Origin of the sequence: Streptococcus sp. 68 (assembly GCF_013277415.1) — a bacterium.
GTDB lineage: Bacteria > Bacillota > Bacilli > Lactobacillales > Streptococcaceae > Streptococcus.
The window spans coordinates 49,243-65,831 of the sequence record NZ_VMMX01000008.1 but is presented as its reverse complement, the minus strand read 5'-3'; the positions used below and the strand labels follow the sequence as shown (position 1 = coordinate 65,831).

The window sequence follows — 16,589 nt, the reverse complement described above, 5'->3', positions numbered from 1 at the left end:
AATTGTGATTTGTCGACTTGGGCTACAAAGTCTGCGAACTCATTTTGGAGGGCTAGTGGGGGGAAAATCAGTTCAAAATTTTTAATCAGTTGACCGTTTAAATTAGGTTGATTTCCTCCTCGTCCAAGTTCTCGTAATTCGCTATACCTTAGCATTAATTGATGCCAAATAAAAACTGGATTGTCTATTTTATTTGGAAATATAGCCCCACATGCTTGGTTGCTAGTAGATTCAACTTTGAGGATTGCACTTCTTCCTCTTGTTTGTCCTTGACCATACATAGCAATTAATATTGTATTAACTGGAAAAAGTTTAAGAGATGTATTTTCTAAAGCAAATTTTGTGATTTTTTCCTCAGTTTCCGTAATTTCTCTATTTATTACCTCAGTTGTTTTTACCCAATTAATCGTTCCGCTATCCCAATATAATTTATTATCTCTTGATGGTGTACTTCCACTAGAAACTTCAAATTTTTCACCTATTTTATATTTGGGGAATAATGTAGTATAAAAATCCCCAAACATCTCGTTAAATCGGGATTTGACGAGCAAGTTTAGTTCATCTAACTGCAATTTTCTTTTAGTAATAAGCCTTTTAATCGTATTAAGAATACAGATAATGTTCTCTTGTTCCTCGATACCTAGCAATTCTAATTGTAAATTAAGTAATATATTCTTGTTTAAATGAGGAATTGTTGCACCTGTTGAATGATCTCGTAAATACTGCGATTTACTTTCCAAAAAGACTCCCAAGTAATCTGATATAATTTTTTCTTTGTATCGCTCATTCTTTTTTAAGACCGTAATTGTACTACCAACAGCTCCCGATAACCCACAACCAATTGTTCCTGCATTAGCACCATCCCATGCTATCAGAATATCATCTGGGAGTGCTTCAGTCATATTTAAACTTTCAGTGAATTTTAAATTATTATTATTTCTTAAATCATCTATTTGAATATAACGTTGGCTTAGAGTTGTTTGTTCAGCAAGTACAGTGGCTTTCTTGCCTTTTTTTAGAGATAAGACTTCCCCCAACTTCACTTTTTTCATACAGCCACCTCCCTACTTGAGTAATTTTTCTAATTCAGCCAAGCCAGCTTGAATTTCTTTTTCTAAATCATTGATTTTCTTTAAGATGACCTCTGTTGGTTCATACTCAACTTTTTCATACTCAATCTCTTTATATTTATTGATAGACAAATCATAATCATTTTCCTTTATCTCATCAACTGGAACAAAGAAAGATTGATCCGTTCTCTGACGTTCTGCTTCTTTTTCAAGATGATGAAAGCGTTCGATAATATCTGGAATATCATTGTCGCTAATCGGTTGTCGCTTATCATCCAAACTTAAACCATCCGCTTTCATATCGTAAAACCAGACCTTGTCAGTACCACCATTGCCAGTTTTTGTAAAGATGAGAATGGCAGTTGAAACTCCAGCATAAGGCTTGAAAACACCACTAGGCATTGAGATTACAGCATCAAGCTTATGGTTCTCTACAATTTCCTGACGAATTCCTTTATGAGCTTTAGACGAACCAAAAAGGACACCATCAGGTACGATAACTGCTGCTCGTCCACCTGGTTTTAAAGTTCGCAAGAAAAGAGAAAGAAAGAGTAATTCTGTTTTTTTGGTTTTTACGGTTGCAAGAAGGTCATTAGAGGTTGAATTGTAGTCAAGTGAGCCCTTAAAAGGAGGATTTGCTAAAACCAAAGTATATTTATCGGCTTCTTCATTATCTTGAGACAGCGAGTCAAGGTAACTGATTTGTGGATTTTCTACTCCATGTAGCATCATGTTCATCGCCCCAAGTCTCAACATAGTCGTATCCGTATCATTTCCATGAAACATCTGATTATGAAAATGATTGATATTATCTGTATTGGTTTCCCATTCATCTTTCTTACGCTTTAAGTAACGGCTAGCAGATACTAAGAAGCCAGCAGAACCCATAGCAGGATCTGAGATAATATCTTTGATAGTCGGTTGCATCAACTCAACCATCATATCGATGATGTGACGAGGTGTACGGAACTGTCCATTTTTACCTGCGGTCGACAATTTTGATAACAGATATTCATAGATATCTCCGATATCAGTAATACTTTGTTTGTCATTATCAAAATCTACATCTAATCCCCTAGTTGGAAAAACATCTAAGATAGAAATTGCCTTTTGAAGCGTAGCAGGTTTATTTATTTGAAAAATAGCTTCTCGCATATATCGTGAAAAGGCTGTATCATCTGTATCCCCCTTGAGATTTTTAATAAACGGAAAAATCTCCTGAGTCATTAAACGATAAACTTCCTGAGCATCTCCTATATTTTTAAAAGTTGACCAACGGTATTCAGGTTTATCTTTTGGAAAAACTCCCTCATAAGGAATCCCTAAAAATTCAGCATCACTTTCACGTCCAAGCTCGACACTATCCAAATCTTTCATAAATAAGAGATAAGTCAACTGTTCAATATTTGTTAAAGGATTTGCATTTCCTTCTGTCCAAAGAATTTCCCACAACTGATCGATTTTATTTTTTAATTCGCCTGTAATCATATCTTCCCTTTTCTTTAGTTTTTAAAACTTAGTAACATCATTATTTTATCAGATTTCAAACAAAGCTTCAATTAACTATATCTATGCGTCACCTGAATATTTTAATAGACTTGTTTGGTATCTTGAAAACTATATCGTATAGGTGTCGTCATGGATCCTTTTAGCTGATTTAAGGATACGAAAGCACAATACTATGACTCAATTGAAATGTTAAAATTCAATTTCTGACCACCTAATCCTGCTTCAAATAGTTATCGAACAAGTTTTATGATAGCTACCTTGTTAGGATGCTCTTATTTTTTATCAGACAAAACAAAAGGATTAAGGGAGTAAATTTCCTTAATCCGATAGTCTCTTAAGCCTGACGCTGACCAAAGTCCTTAATCATCTGCTCCATTTCTTGTCGACTCGGAGTTGTCAACATATACAGGTAATTTCCTTGAAGTTCCGCAAAGGCCGCTGGCATGATTTTTTTAACCTTAAACTGCTGGCTATATTTGTCAAGCAAATCCTCTTCTGAATAGACATAGTGAGCATTTGCACGACGTGATGTAGCCAAACAATACTGAGGTTCAAACTCTGACGCTGGGAACTCTTCTCCTGCGACTATAGCTGCGTAGCCACGATAGAGGTCCAAGGAATGAGCAAAATTATAAACATCGATAGTGAAACCACCTGCAGGACGGTTATTGTACTCGATGGCAATGTAATCATCCCCTTCACGGAAGAACTCAATATGGAAGAACCGTTCTTTCATGCCAAATTCCTTGACAATTGCCTCACCATATTTACGTAATTTAGGATCCATATCCTTGAGAACGTAATAAGAATTGTCCATCTTGTAAATCATCAGATCAAGCGGTGTATAGGCGTAGTCAAAGGTTGTTGAGAAGACAATCTTTCCATACTTGTCCACTAGACCATCAAAGGTGCAAATTTCGCTGGAAGTGACAAATTTTTCAAAGAAATAAACGGTCGAATGGTCCCATTCTTGCTTGAAGTGATTGATATCGTCTTCTGTTTCAAGCTTAAAGGTCGCGGCTGCTCCCACTCCATTGTCAGGTTTGGCAATCATTGGAAGGCCGATTTCATTCACAGCTTGATCCACATCTGCTTCAGTCTTGATAACAGCTCCAGGTACCACAGGGACACCTGCTTTTTTGAAAAGCTTCTTCATTTCAGACTTAAATTTCGTCTTTTTGAGATCCTCTGGTTTGGCACCAAAAACATTGAATTGCTCACGAAGACTTGCGTCCAACTCTAACCAATATTCATTGTGGGATTCGATGCGATCAATTGGACCATGTTTATAAAAGAGAAAAGCAACTGCACGTTTGACTTCATCTATGTTCTCAAGATTGTCCACACGGAAATATTCGGTTAGGCTATTGCGTAAAGGTTCATCCAATTGCTCGTATGGTTCTTGGCCAATCCCCAAGACTGTGATGCCTTTATTAGCTAGTTCGATGGTAAACTGTTGAAAGTTTTGTGGATAGTAGGGAGAAATAACAAGGTAATTCATAGGTAACTCCTTTTATAAATAGAGATTGCCGAGGAAATAAGGCATTTGTTTGCGCCACCATTCCCAGTCGTGGGCGACATCGTGTCCCCATTCAGCAAACCAGGCTGGAATTTGTTTCTGGTCAAAGGCTTCTTTCAGCTTGTAGAAAGATGGTAGACCATCTTGTTCCCAGGCACCAAGACCCGTACAAAGCACAATCTCTGCCTGACGATAACGGTCAATAAACCAGCCGTCGTTCTGATTCCAGATATAATCTACTGGCGAGTTTTGGTAAATAGCATCGTCATTGTAGTAATCGCCGACAAAGAAACGTGCGTCGTAAACACCACTAAGAGCAATCACTTTGGTAAAGACATCTGGATGCTGGAGGAAGAAATTGAGTGCATGATAGGCTCCCATAGAGCAACCTGTCGTCATCATGCCATCAAACCAACCTGTCTTGTGCTTGATAAAAGGAATGGCCTCCTCAATCACATAACGTTCGTAGGCTCGGTGCATCTCTGCTTGGTCGTGACCGTTTTTCCAAGTGGCCAACCAGCTCTCACTGTCTACACTGGATAGGGTAAAGAACTGAACACGGCCTTCCTCGATAAAGGAAGCACAGGCATCAATCATACCAAAATCATAGTATTCGTTGTGACTACCACCTGATGAAGCAAAGACCACAACTGGAATCCCAGCATGTCCATAACGGTTAAGGTACATTTCACGGTTAAGATTGCCACTCCAGTGGCTAAGATGTTCAATATGCATTTCGTTTTTTCCTTTCTTAACTTACCATTTTTCTGCAAAAAATCTCAGACAATCGGGTAGATTTTCTGACCAAGGGATTTCACTATGGATGGCACCAGACTGAACTTTCAGCACAAGATTATCCAGATGTACTCCCCCTGCTATCAAATCATGGTAATAGCGTAGCGATGAATCAATGTAGGCTTGTTTGATATTACCAGCCATCAAGGTCTTGTCCGTATCATCCGCTTCTTCCGTTCCCACATAGATGAAGATGCGCTGGTCAAGCGATAATTTCTGGCGCTCAATATAGCGGTTAAAGGCTTCTTGGTGGAGCCAGTTGGCAGATGAAAAGACGCCCAAGCAACCAATTTGGTCTTGGTATTCCAAGCCGATAAACTGGGTAATATTCCCTCCTAATGAGGAACCAATCATGGCTGTATGCTGGCGGTCTGCTTTTGTACGATAAGTTTCATCGATAAAAGGCTTGACCACCTCCATGACAAACTCTGCATACTCCACACCCTTACCGCCAAACTGCTGCCCTGGGATAGGAGACTCTTGGAACTTCCATGCCGCATACTCATTCATCCGCCCCATGCCATCATTGTCAATAGCAACGACAATCATGCGACTGATATCAGGATTACGCTTAATAGCTGGAATAATCTTCCATGAATGACCAATGAAAGACTCTTTGCTATAAAAAACATTTTGCCCGTCATGAAAGTATACAACAGGATAGGAACGGTCCGTGTCTTTCTCATAATCTTTAGGTAGAAGAACACGTACACGGCGCTCCTTACCTGTATAAGGAACCTTGAGTTTGTGTTCTTTCATTTTTAAATAAAAGTAGGAATGATTCATTGTCAGAAAACTCTCTATATTCAAAATTTTATCTCATTATATCATAAAAATAGAAAAAAAGTCAGTTTTTTTACCTGTTTTTAGAGAAAAAACTAACTTTCTTTCCTGATTTTCGCTATTCTTTTGTGTTTTCTGATTAGAGCAGATTGTCAATCAAGTCATCGACTTCATCTTTTTCAGCTTGAGGTGTAATCTCAGTAATCATAATTCCAGCCACTGCTCGCTCAACTAAGCCTTCAACATCCATACGTGCTTCATACTGCTCTGCATTCTTAATCTTAGGATTAGTCTTTGGACGATCTGGTGCAAAAATCGTACAACAGTCTTCAAACGGTTGGATTGAAATGTTAAAGGTATCGATTGCCTGAGCAATGTCAATGATTTCCAACTTATCCATTGTCACAACTGGACGGATGATGGGAGTGTTTGTAACAGCATTAATAGCCTGCATACTTTCAAGGGTTTGGCTGGCTACTTGACCTAGACTTTCCCCATTGATGATAACCAAGCCATTTCGTACCTCACGAATACGGTCGGTAATCCGCATCATAAAACGACGCGTCAAGGTCATGAGATAGGCTTCTGGCGCTTTGGCTTTGATTTCCTCTTGAATCTCTGTAAAAGGCACTTCGATAAACTGGATATTTCCACCAAACTTGGTTAATTTACGGGTCAAATCTTGGGCTTTTTTAAGAGCACCAGGACTGGTGTAAGGTGGGCTAGCAAAGTGAACTGCCTCAATATCCACTCCACGTTTCAAAGCAAGATAACCTGCTACAGGTGAGTCAATCCCTCCTGACAACATAAGCATCCCTTTACCTGAAGTTCCAACTGGCAAACCACCAGCCCCACGAATAGTTTCATAAGAAAGGTAGGCTGCCTCTTCTCTAATCTCCACCTGAAGATTGATGTCAGGACTTTTCATTTGAGCTTGTACGTTTGGAATAGCTTCGAAAACAGCTCCTCCAAGGGTTTGGTTGAGTTCACGACTATCCAATTCAAAGTTGTGATCGCTACGTTTACTAGAGATTTTAAAGGTCATGCCTTCCTTGTAGATGTCCTGCATAATCTCTTGGACAGAAGACTTCAGAACTTCTACAGATTTTTCAACCTTATATACTGGAGAAAAATTCTGAATTCCAAAGACTTGCTTAAGCGATTCTGCAACTGCTGTGTAATCCGCGCCATTGAGGTATGCATGGGCACGATCACGATCTGCGGTTACCTTAACTTGGGGATAGATAGACAAAACGTCTGAAATATTATTGCGAAGTTTATTGATGAAACGCATACGGTTTTTGCCCTTGGTTGACAGCTCACCGTAGCGAATCATAATTTCTGAATACTGCATGAATGCTCCTATCTTACTTTTCTAGTTTGATTGTAAATCAATTTTAACTTGGTCAAAAACTGCTCGACCTGACTCATATCATTTTCAAGGTCTAGACTAAGACGCACAGCTGACTGGGCCTTATCCTTGTCCACTCCCATGGCAATCAAGGTACCTGCAGGTTTCCCTGCCTTGGACGAACAAGCAGAGGTCGTTGAGATGAAAATATCATAGTCTTCAAAAGCGTGAACGATGACTTCACCACGAACACCCTTGATTCCAAAAGTCAGGATATGAGGGGCAAAGTCTTCCTCATCTGAAAAGACAAAAATATCTGGATAGTCGAGAAGTGCTTGACGAATCACTGCCTTCATCTGCCCAGTCTTGCTCCTAAAGATATCTAGCTTTTCCATAGATAAACGGAGAGCCTTAGCGGTTGCTGCAATCCCTGCCACATTTTCAGTTGTCGAACGGTAATCACGTTCCTGGCCACCACCTGTTAAAAAAGGTGTAATCTTCTTGCCAGACTTGATATAGACAAAACCAACACCTCGGACACCATGAAATTTATGACTCGAAAAGGTCGCGAAATCCACTCGTTCTGTCAGATATTTTTCAGTTGGAATCTTAGCAAGCGCCTGAACCGCATCAACGTGGAAGGAAATAGTCGGCTGATCTGCCAACAATTCTGAAATAGCCTCAATAGGTTGGATCGAGCCGATTTCATTGTTAACTGCCATGATGGAAACGAGGGTCGTATCAGGTCTTATCAAATCTGCTAGCGCCTCAACATCCACAAATCCTTTCTCATCTACTGGAGCAAAATCCACTTCAAAACCTTGAGATTTCAACCAAAGAGCTGATTCTTTGGCTGCTGGATGTTCAATGGCTGATACGATGATGTGCTTACCAAACTGGGCTTTTTCAAATGCTACTCCCTTGATAACCCAGTTATCCCCTTCTGTTCCACCAGAAGTAAAGAAAATCTCATCGCTTTTCTTACCAATTAAATCTGCAATCTGTTGCCGAGAAGCATCTAAGATTCGTGTTGCCTGGTCTCCCAAACGATGGAGACTAGATGGATTTCCTAAAATTTTTGAAGCGACCTGCATATAGGTTTCAAGGGCTTCAGGATAGGGCTTGGTCGTCGCCGAATTATCAAAGTAAATCATGTTTTCTCACGCTTTCTAAAATCACTTCTTCTATTGTATCATGAAACGGAGCTTGCGACAAGAAAGGGCAATTCCTCTTTTTTTAAGATTTTTTTAAAGAATTGCGGTATAATAAATTTTAATCAAAGGAGAGAATGTATGTCTAATTATCGTAGAACTTCAAAACCAAAAACAGAACACATCAAAAAAGGCTTTACAGTCTTTCAAAAAACCGTTGCTACTATCGGTAGTATCCTCGGCTTGATTACTGCGACTATCACGATCATGAATGCCTTGGATAATAACAAAAATATTAAAAAAGAACCTACGACAAGCCAGACGACAACCATTGTCAAAGAAATCCAAAAGGAATCCCCTAAGGAAAACACCAGTCCAACTAAAGAGACTAACACTAGTCAAGAAAAAACACAGCAAGAGGAAACACCAAAATCTAGCGTCAAGGAAGAGAAAAAAGAAGATCAGAAAACAGCAACTCAGGACTCTTCTACTCCTGCTTCAAGTAAACCTGCTACTGAAAACGAAAAACAGTCCAATGCGCCAACTTCAGAAAATAAAACCAATCAATAGCCAGAAATAGCTTCCCTCCAAACTTGGAAAGAAGCTATTTTTTATTGTTGCAATACTTTTCTTGGTTTGGTACCTTCAGCTGGACCAATGACACCTGCCATCTCAAGCTCTTCCATGAGACGGGTCGCACGGTTAAAACCAACTGACAAACGACGCTGAATCATGGATGCACTGGCTTTCTGGGTTTCGATTACCAAAGCCTTGGCTTCTTCAAAAAGCGGATCTCCACCAGATTCACCATCTGAAAATTCACCTTCATTTTCAGAAACCTCACCTGGATCAAAGCTCTCATCGTAGTCTGCATCTGCCTGAGCTTTGATATAGTTTACGATGCGTTCGACATCGTCATCCGATATAAAGGAGCCTTGTAGACGAACTGGATGATTTTCATCAATCGGTTTAAAGAGCATGTCTCCTCGACCAAGCAGTTTTTCTGCTCCATTTTCATCCAAGATCGTACGGGAGTCTGTCCCTGATGAAACTGCGAAAGCGACACGAGATGGGACATTGGCCTTAATCAAACCAGAGATGACATCAACGGATGGACGCTGGGTTGCAAGAATCATGTGGATACCTGCAGCCCGCGCCTTCTGTCCAAGACGGATAATAGCATCTTCCACTTCCTTGCTGGCAACCATCATAAGGTCAGCCAACTCATCTACAATCACAACAATGAGCGGTAGCGGAATCTGCTTGTACTCAGACTGGGCATTGAACTCTTCTACCTTGGCATTAAAGCCTGCAATGTTACGAACTCCCACCTTGGCAAAAAGTTCATAACGATTTTCCATTTCATCCACAACCTTTTGCAGAGCCTTGCTGGCCTTGCGTGGATTGGTCACGACTGGAATCAAGAGGTGGGGAATATCATTGTAAACAGACAATTCAACCATCTTGGGATCGACCATCATAAATTTAACTTGGTCAGGTCTCGCCTTCATGAGGATGCTAGCGATAATGCCGTTAACAGCTACTGACTTCCCAGAACCCGTTGAACCTGCAACTAGCAAGTGGGGCATTTTGGAAAGGTCAAAAGCTCTTGCAGTGCCATTAACCGCCTTTCCTAGAGGAATTTCCAAGAGATTTTCTGCTTTCGTTTGCGATTGTTCCCATAGTTCTCGGAAAGAAACTGTCGCAATCTCAGAGTTTGGTACCTCAATTCCCACTAAAGATTTCCCAGGAATTGGTGCTTCGATTCGGACATCCTTGGCTGCCAAGGCTAGAGCGAGATCATCTGCTAGATTGGAAATTCGGTTGACCCGTACTCCCACTGCTGGCTTGACTTCATACTTGGTCACTGATGGCCCAATTTCAGCCCGTTCAACTGTTACCTTGATACCAAAGCTAGCAAAGGTTTCTTCTAGAATTTTGATATTTTCCCGAACGATTTTCTTCTCTTTAGACTGGTCTTTGGGTTTATCTGGGGCAAAGAGTTGTAAACTTGGAAGTTTGTATTCAAGAGCTTCTTTAGCCGAAAAATCGACCTGAACATCTTCATCATCAGAGCCATCTTCCTGTTCAGGGAATTCAAGCTCTGGTTGAGGCAGGATAATTTCTGGTTCCACCCACTCTTCTTCTGGAAAAGGTGGAGCGTCAAGTACAACATCTGCTGTCAGAATTTCACCCGTTTCCATATCAACAGGAGGCAAATCGAGTAAGGCTTTTTCAGCCGCTTCTTGTTCTAATCTAGCCTCTTCCTCAGCCTTTTGACGAGCTTTTTCTTCTTGTTTGACAAAGCGTTCCTCTTTTCGACGCTCATGACCTTCCCGCCATTTGACAAATCCTCTACTGAAAAATTCAGCAATATCATAAACAGACCAAGGACTGACTAGGAGAGCACCCACTAAAATCAAGATAGAACCAATAAAGTAAGTGCCGATATTTGAAAAGAGAAAGGCGGTTGGAATATAAAGAGCGACCCCAATCAGGCCCCCTCCAGCAAAACTGGTCGTTCGAAAACCAGTCAAATCAGTCACAACCTGAGCCATGGTCCCTTTTAGAACGGACTTGTCCAAACCATATTTCCAAACCAAGTAGGCCTCAAAAATCAGGAGCAAACCTGCAAATATGGTAAAAAATCCTGATAAGAGTCCTTCCTGTTTTCGTATCCACTTGAAGAAGAAGAGATAGAGCAGGATACCAAATATTGCCAAATAGGCTAGGCTACCCACCAACAAGCGAATTAAATTGTAAAGAGTGATACCTGCAGCTCCTAATTTAAAAGCTGCGAAAATCAATAAAAGGGCGATTCCCAACGAAATCAACATCCGTTGAATCGCTTCTTTTCTTTCGAGTTCTGCTTTAGACGGTCTCCGTCTTGTTTTACTTGTATTCTTGTTTGCCATTCTTCTATTATACCATATTTCACAGGCATTTCGGAAAGAGAAAAAGACTGCACCAAACGGTCCAATCTTTTCATTTTCTATCTAAGTTTTATGCTTGTGGTTTGCGTAGGTAACCATAGACCACTCCACTTACGATTGCTCCTACCAAGACAGAAACGAGGTAAAGGAGAGCATTTGAAGTAAGGGCGATCACGAAGATTCCTCCGTGTGGCGCCATGAGTTTGATACCAGTAAGACCAACGAGGCCACCTGCTACTGCTGAACCAAGAATGAAACTTGGGATCGCACGAGCTGGGTCAGCGGCACCAAATGGAATTGCTCCCTCAGTGATAAATGACAAGCCCATGATGATGTTTGTCAAACCAGAGTTGCGTTCTTCCTTAGTAAATTTATCTTTGAAAAGAAGAGTTGCGACAAAGATTGCAAGTGGTGGCACCATTCCTCCAGCCATAACTGCTGCCATAGCTACAGAACCACCTGAAGAAACAGTCGCTGCAAGCGTACCTGTACCAAAGACATAGGCAGCTTTGTTAACTGGTCCACCCATATCGACAGCCATCATTCCACCAAGGACGATACCGAGAAGGACAGCTGAACCGCCTCCAAGACCTCCTAGGAAGTCATTCATAGCAGTGTTAATTGCGGCCATTGGGATATTCACAGCTAGCATGACAAATCCAGTCAAGATTGTTCCAAGAAGTGGCAAGAGAAGAATTGATTTTGCACCTTCAAGTGAACGAGGAACTTTAACGTATTTCTTGATAGCAAGCACTAAAGCACCTGCGATAAATCCACCAACAAGGGCACCTAGGAAACCAGATGAGACACCTGCAAGAGTTGAAGTTGCTTCACCACCTGCGGCATAAGGAATTTTACCAAAGGCAAAACCTTCTTTGGCAATAGCACCAGCCACGAAACCTGCTACCAAACCTGGTTTTTCAGCGATAGAGTAGGCAACATAACCTGCAAAGACTGGGAGCATCAAGCCAAAGGCTGCACCACCGATTTTCATAAACATAGAAGCTAGTTCATGATAAGAACCAAGATTTCCAAGATTTTCATTTGGCACACCCAAAGCACCATCAATCAAGAAGGCAAGGGCAATCATGATACCACCACCGATAACGAATGGTAACATTTGAGAGACACCACTCATCAAGTGTTTATAGAAGGCACCACCAAGGCTTTGTTTTTCGTTAGATGCTGTTGCAGTTTTTGTACCATTAGCGGCACGGTAGATTTCAGCATCCCCAGAAAGAGCCAAGTTGATCAACTCTTCTGTCTTACGGATACCGTCAGCAACTGGACGATTGATCAATGGTTTTCCATCAAATCGATCCATTTCAACGGCCTTGTCTGCTGCGATGATAACAGCTTTAGCCTTACGAATGTCTTCCGCAGTTAGTTGGTTACCAACACCACTGGCACCGTTGGTTTCAACCTTAATTCCAACACCCATTTCAGCAGCCACTTTTTGAAGGGCTTCTTGGGCCATGTATGTGTGGGCAATTCCTGTTGTACAAGCTGTAACTGCTACGATAAAGTCACCAGATTCATTTACAGGAGCTTGAACTGGTTCTTGAGCTTTTTCTGAAGCTTGGTCAAAAAGTTCAATGACTTGGTCAGCTGATGTTGCTTGACGAAGTTTATCAGCAAAACCGTCTTTCATCAAGTATTGAGACAATTCTGCCAAGGCTGCCAAGTGAGTGTCATTTGCACCTTCTGGAGCCGCAATCATGAAGAAGAGGTCAGTTGCTTGTCCATCCAAGCTCTCATAGTCAACACCCTTGTTTGACTTGGCAAAGAGAACTGTCGCTTCTTTTACAGCAGCATTTTTGCTGTGAGGCATTGCGATTCCGTCACCCAAACCTGTAGAAGTCAAAGCTTCACGCGCCAAAATGCCTTCTTTAAAGGTTTCAAAATCTGTCACATAACCGTGGTCTACCAAGCTTTTAATCATCTCTTCGATGACAGCAGTTTTTTCAGTTGCTTGCAAATCGAGCAACATGACATCTTTTCTCAATAGGTCTTGAATTTTCATCGTTTTTCTACCTCAACTTTTTCATATGTTTCTTTAATAAATTCCGCCGTTGCCAAATCATCTGAGAAGGTGGTTGCCGTTCCGCAAGCCACTCCCCATTTGAAGGCTTCTACTGCGTCTTTTGATTTGACAAATTCACCTGTGAATCCGGCAACCATAGAGTCACCAGCTCCGACTGAATTTTTCACTGTTCCTTTGATTGGTTTAGCGAAATAAGCTCCCTCAGATGTGACAAGAAGAGCACCGTCACCAGCCATAGAGATAATGACGTTTTGAGCACCCTTAACCAGTAACTCTCGAGCATATTTCTCAATTTGGTCCAAACTGTCAAGTTTAACCCCAAAGATAGCTCCAAGTTCGTGATTATTTGGTTTGACCAAAAGTGGCTGGTAGTCCAAACTATCAATCAAGGTCTGTCCTTCAAAGTCACAAACCACTTGCGCACCCGTTTGACGCGTCAAGGCAATCAAATCCTTATAGATGACATTGCCTAGATTTTTAGCACTTGAACCCGCAAACACAACCGTATCTTCTGCTGTCAGACTAGATAAAATAGCTTTCAATTCTTCTAGCTGAGCTGGTTCCACATTTGGACCCGTTCCGTTGATTTCTGTTTCTTGGTCTGCTTTGATTTTAACATTGATACGAGTATCTTCTGCCACTTGGACAAAACGTGTCTCGATTTCTTCCTTTGCCAGAGTATCTGTGATAAATTTTCCAGTAAAGCCTCCGATAAATCCCGTCGCTGTATTTGGAATACCCAAGCGTTTCAAGACACGACTGACATTGATTCCTTTCCCACCAGCAAACTTATCATCACTATCCATTCGATTGACACTACCGACTTGGACTTGGTCCAAACGAACGATATAGTCAATGGATGGATTGAGTGTGACTGTATAAATCATACTTCTACTACCTCCGTTTTCTCCTTAATAACCTGCAAGAGATCATGCCCTTGACTTGTGATAACAATAGCTCGTTTGAGTGGTGCTACCTTGGCAAAGCAAGTTTGTCCAATCTTAGACGAATCCACCAAGACATAGGTCTGTTTGGCATTCTCTAAAATAGCACGCTTCACAGCTCCCTCCTCCATATCAGGAGTCGTATAATAGCCATCGTCCACACCATTCATTCCGATAAAGGCACGGTCAAAGTGCAATTGGTTAATCTGGTTAAGAGCAACGCCCCCGATGCTAGCATCTGTTGCCATCTTGACACTTCCTCCAACCATGACAGTTGGAATCTGCTTTTCAACCAACTGAGCAGCATGGTGTATAGAGTTGGTCACAACTGTGACATTCTTATTGACCAATTCATGAATCAAAAAGGCTGTCGTTGTTCCAGCATCGATAAAGATGACATCTTGTTCCTTGATGAGAGAGGCTGCTTTCTGAGCCAGCAATTTCTTCTCTTGAAGGTTTTTGACAGATTTTTCTTGAATGGTTTCTTCTTCCTGCAAGGAATGGGGCAATTCTGCTCCACCATGCACTCGACGAAGCTTGTTTTCTGCTTCCAACTCATCCAAGTCTCTGCGAACCGTTGATTCTGACGTTTCTAGCAAACTAACTAATTTCTCTAGAGAAACTACATGATGTTGATTTAACTCCTCTAAAATCAGTTGCTTCCGCTCTGTTTTTAACACCGAATCACCTCCTGTTATCGTTTACACTATTCATTCTATCACACTTTCTTTTAAAGTCAAGCATTTTTTATCATTTTCTTTCAAGTTCTATCATTTTTCTTATTTTTAGAATTTTTATTGCAAGATAAGAGCCTTTATGGTAGACTATTTGAGTAAGTATTGGAAGATTACTCAAGAGGCTTAAGAGGCCGTGTTGGAAACGCGGTAGGCGTGTAACAGCGTGCGTGGGTTCGAATCCCATGTCTTCCGTTTATTTTAAAAAAGATACCCAAGAAATCTTGGGTATCTTTTTTCTTATATGCTTGTTTTATAACTCGGGTGAATTTCTTAGAAAATATCAAATAACAATTTCACATTGAGAATTGTTAAGATAATGGAAACGATATAGCCAAGGATGGTATTCCATTTGGCATTGGTAAATTCTCCCATCAGTGATTTCTTAGAAGTTAGATAAATCAGTGGGAAGATTGAAAATGGAAGAGCAATCGAAAGAAAGACTTGTGAATAAACCAATAACTGATCCAATGTTTTTTCCTGATGACCAAACAGAACCGCTACAATCATGACAGGCAACAAGGCAAAGAGACGAGTTGCCAAACGAATGAACCATTGAGGTAATCTCATATGCAAGAAACCTTCCATAACGATTTGTCCAGTCAAGGTACCCGTAATTGTCGAATTTTGACCACTGGCTAATAAAGCCAAGGCAAACAAGGTTGATAAGGTCGAGCTAGCTATAGCTCCTGCAATAGTAGAATCCTGCAAGGCATTATACATTTGAGAGAAGGCAGAAATCTCAGATGCATGGCCGAAAAAGAGAGCCGCCCCGAGAATTAATAGAAGGGAGTTAACCACAAAGGCCAAGGATAATTGGAGATTTGAATCCCAGGTCATAAAGCGCACGGCTTTTCGAACATCATTCTTGTCCTTGTGATTGATTTTCCGAGTTTGAGACAAGGAAGAATGCAAATAGAGGTTATGGGGCATAACCGTTGCTCCCACGATCCCTAGTGCCAAGGTTAATTGACTTTCATGCCCTGGCAAGGGACTTTCAAATAAGGTTGCATTCGGTAGATAACCCTCAACGATTCCTTGGAAGCTTGGATGTGACAAAGCTACCAGATAGGTAAAAATTGCTAGAATGGTTAAAATCAGTGTTGTCACAATAGCTTCAATCTTCTTAAAGCCAAATTTCATCAGAAGCAATAAGAGAAAAACATCCAACACGGTCAAGAGAATTGCTATCATAATCGGAATCTTAAAGAGAAGATTGAGAGCAATCGCTGAACCTAGAACTTCTGCCAGATCTGTCGCCATCAAGGCTAATTCTAAAATCACCCATAGACTATAACGAAGCCATTTAGGTGAATGATGAGCCGTTGCTTGAGCCAGGTCCATCTGGGTTACAATACCAAGCTTTCCTGCCATCTGCTGAAGTTGCATGGCAATGAGAGATGAAATCAAGATAACAAACAAGAGACTATACTTATAGGAAGCACCACCGACTACACTGGTAATCCAGTTTCCTGGATCCATATAACCAACTGCAACAAGAGCACCCGGACCTAAAAAGGCCTTTAAATTTTGCCAGAAATGATTGTTATTTGGAGTATCGATAGATTGATTAATCTCAGAGAGTGACACTTTTTTATGAGAAGACATAGATACTTACCTCTTTCTAAACCTACTTTTTCATTATTTTCTATTAGAGAAAAATAAGATTGACTTTAAACTATTAAAACAATGAAAACTATATGAAAAACATTTAGTTTTTTCATTATTCTTCTTAAGGCACCTTAATTATAACAGA

General features: G+C 40.8%; 13 protein-coding genes and 1 tRNA gene. 2 read left to right on the top strand and 12 right to left on the bottom strand.

Annotated elements, in window-relative coordinates; translation table 11 throughout:
- The 7 genes from HT720_RS04715 to HT720_RS04685 all read right to left on the bottom strand — a co-directional run.
- Positions 1-1,052 (bottom strand): restriction endonuclease subunit S (locus HT720_RS04715; RefSeq protein ID WP_173274862.1); only part of this gene is annotated, 1,052 nt, incomplete at its 3' end.
- Between the two features lie 12 nt (positions 1,053-1,064).
- Complete coding sequence (locus HT720_RS04710) at positions 1,065-2,558, bottom strand: class I SAM-dependent DNA methyltransferase (RefSeq protein ID WP_050079220.1); 1,494 nt, start codon at positions 2,556-2,558, stop codon at positions 1,065-1,067.
- Between the two features lie 355 nt (positions 2,559-2,913).
- Positions 2,914-4,080: an ATP-grasp domain-containing protein gene (locus tag HT720_RS04705; protein WP_173274861.1), complete on the bottom strand. Its 1,167-nt coding sequence runs from the start codon at positions 4,078-4,080 to the stop codon at positions 2,914-2,916.
- A gap of 12 nt (positions 4,081-4,092) precedes the next feature.
- Positions 4,093-4,833 carry an esterase family protein gene (locus HT720_RS04700; protein WP_033683867.1) on the bottom strand — a complete coding sequence of 247 codons (741 nt, stop codon included), beginning with the start codon at positions 4,831-4,833 and terminating at the stop codon, positions 4,093-4,095.
- Positions 4,834-4,854: 21 nt separating this feature from the next.
- Entirely contained in the window at positions 4,855-5,679 is an 825-nt protein-coding gene (locus tag HT720_RS04695) for an alpha/beta hydrolase (protein WP_173274860.1), read from the bottom strand.
- A gap of 136 nt (positions 5,680-5,815) precedes the next feature.
- Entirely contained in the window at positions 5,816-7,030 is a 1,215-nt protein-coding gene (gene thiI, locus HT720_RS04690; protein ID WP_173250068.1) for a tRNA uracil 4-sulfurtransferase ThiI, read from the bottom strand.
- A gap of 8 nt (positions 7,031-7,038) precedes the next feature.
- On the bottom strand, positions 7,039-8,181 hold the full coding sequence (locus HT720_RS04685; RefSeq protein ID WP_173250066.1) for a cysteine desulfurase family protein: 1,143 nt from the start codon (positions 8,179-8,181) through the stop codon (positions 7,039-7,041).
- A 138-nt stretch (positions 8,182-8,319) separates the two neighbouring features.
- On the opposite strand from HT720_RS04685, the gene HT720_RS04680 reads away from it, so the two are divergent.
- Positions 8,320-8,748 (top strand): DUF6556 family protein, encoded by a 429-nt coding sequence (locus HT720_RS04680; protein ID WP_173250064.1) that lies wholly within the window; start codon positions 8,320-8,322, stop codon positions 8,746-8,748.
- A gap of 41 nt (positions 8,749-8,789) precedes the next feature.
- On the opposite strand, the gene HT720_RS04675 is transcribed toward HT720_RS04680, so the two are convergent.
- From HT720_RS04675 to HT720_RS04660, 4 genes are all read right to left on the bottom strand, one after another.
- Positions 8,790-11,093, bottom strand: a complete 2,304-nt coding sequence (locus HT720_RS04675) for a DNA translocase FtsK (protein WP_345890276.1) — start codon at positions 11,091-11,093, stop codon at positions 8,790-8,792.
- Between the two features lie 88 nt (positions 11,094-11,181).
- Complete coding sequence (locus HT720_RS04670; RefSeq protein ID WP_173274859.1) at positions 11,182-13,134, bottom strand: fructose-specific PTS transporter subunit EIIC; 1,953 nt, start codon at positions 13,132-13,134, stop codon at positions 11,182-11,184.
- Positions 13,131-14,042 carry a 1-phosphofructokinase gene (gene pfkB, locus HT720_RS04665; protein WP_173274858.1) on the bottom strand — a complete coding sequence of 304 codons (912 nt, stop codon included), beginning with the start codon at positions 14,040-14,042 and terminating at the stop codon, positions 13,131-13,133. The genes HT720_RS04670 and pfkB overlap by 4 nt, the downstream gene beginning before the upstream one ends.
- On the bottom strand, positions 14,039-14,779 hold the full coding sequence (locus HT720_RS04660) for a DeoR family transcriptional regulator (RefSeq protein ID WP_173274857.1): 741 nt from the start codon (positions 14,777-14,779) through the stop codon (positions 14,039-14,041). The genes pfkB and HT720_RS04660 overlap by 4 nt, the downstream gene beginning before the upstream one ends.
- A gap of 161 nt (positions 14,780-14,940) precedes the next feature.
- Here HT720_RS04660 and HT720_RS04655 point away from each other — a divergent pair.
- Positions 14,941-15,028 (top strand) — tRNA-Ser (locus tag HT720_RS04655).
- Between the two features lie 78 nt (positions 15,029-15,106).
- Here the strand turns inward: HT720_RS04655 and HT720_RS04650 are convergent.
- Entirely contained in the window at positions 15,107-16,441 is a 1,335-nt protein-coding gene (locus HT720_RS04650) for an Nramp family divalent metal transporter (RefSeq protein ID WP_004260041.1), read from the bottom strand.
- Positions 16,442-16,589 lie beyond the last annotated feature (148 nt).

What these genes read in the sequence shown, in the direction of transcription:
- HT720_RS04710 (WP_050079220.1), bottom strand. Translation starts at nt 2,558, where the DNA reads ATGATTACAGGCGAATTAAAAAATAAAATCGATCAGTTGTGGGAAATT.
- HT720_RS04685 (WP_173250066.1), bottom strand. Translation starts at nt 8,181, where the DNA reads ATGATTTACTTTGATAATTCGGCGACGACCAAGCCCTATCCTGAAGCC.
- HT720_RS04675 (WP_345890276.1), bottom strand. Translation starts at nt 11,093, where the DNA reads ATGGCAAACAAGAATACAAGTAAAACAAGACGGAGACCGTCTAAAGCA.
- HT720_RS04695 (WP_173274860.1), bottom strand. Translation starts at nt 5,679, where the DNA reads ATGAATCATTCCTACTTTTATTTAAAAATGAAAGAACACAAACTCAAG.
- HT720_RS04705 (WP_173274861.1), bottom strand. Translation starts at nt 4,080, where the DNA reads ATGAATTACCTTGTTATTTCTCCCTACTATCCACAAAACTTTCAACAG.
- thiI (WP_173250068.1), bottom strand. Translation starts at nt 7,030, where the DNA reads ATGCAGTATTCAGAAATTATGATTCGCTACGGTGAGCTGTCAACCAAG.
- HT720_RS04670 (WP_173274859.1), bottom strand. Translation starts at nt 13,134, where the DNA reads ATGAAAATTCAAGACCTATTGAGAAAAGATGTCATGTTGCTCGATTTG.
- HT720_RS04700 (WP_033683867.1), bottom strand. Translation starts at nt 4,833, where the DNA reads ATGCATATTGAACATCTTAGCCACTGGAGTGGCAATCTTAACCGTGAA.
- pfkB (WP_173274858.1), bottom strand. Translation starts at nt 14,042, where the DNA reads ATGATTTATACAGTCACACTCAATCCATCCATTGACTATATCGTTCGT.
- HT720_RS04650 (WP_004260041.1), bottom strand. Translation starts at nt 16,441, where the DNA reads ATGTCTTCTCATAAAAAAGTGTCACTCTCTGAGATTAATCAATCTATC.
- HT720_RS04680 (WP_173250064.1), top strand. Translation starts at nt 8,320, where the DNA reads ATGTCTAATTATCGTAGAACTTCAAAACCAAAAACAGAACACATCAAA.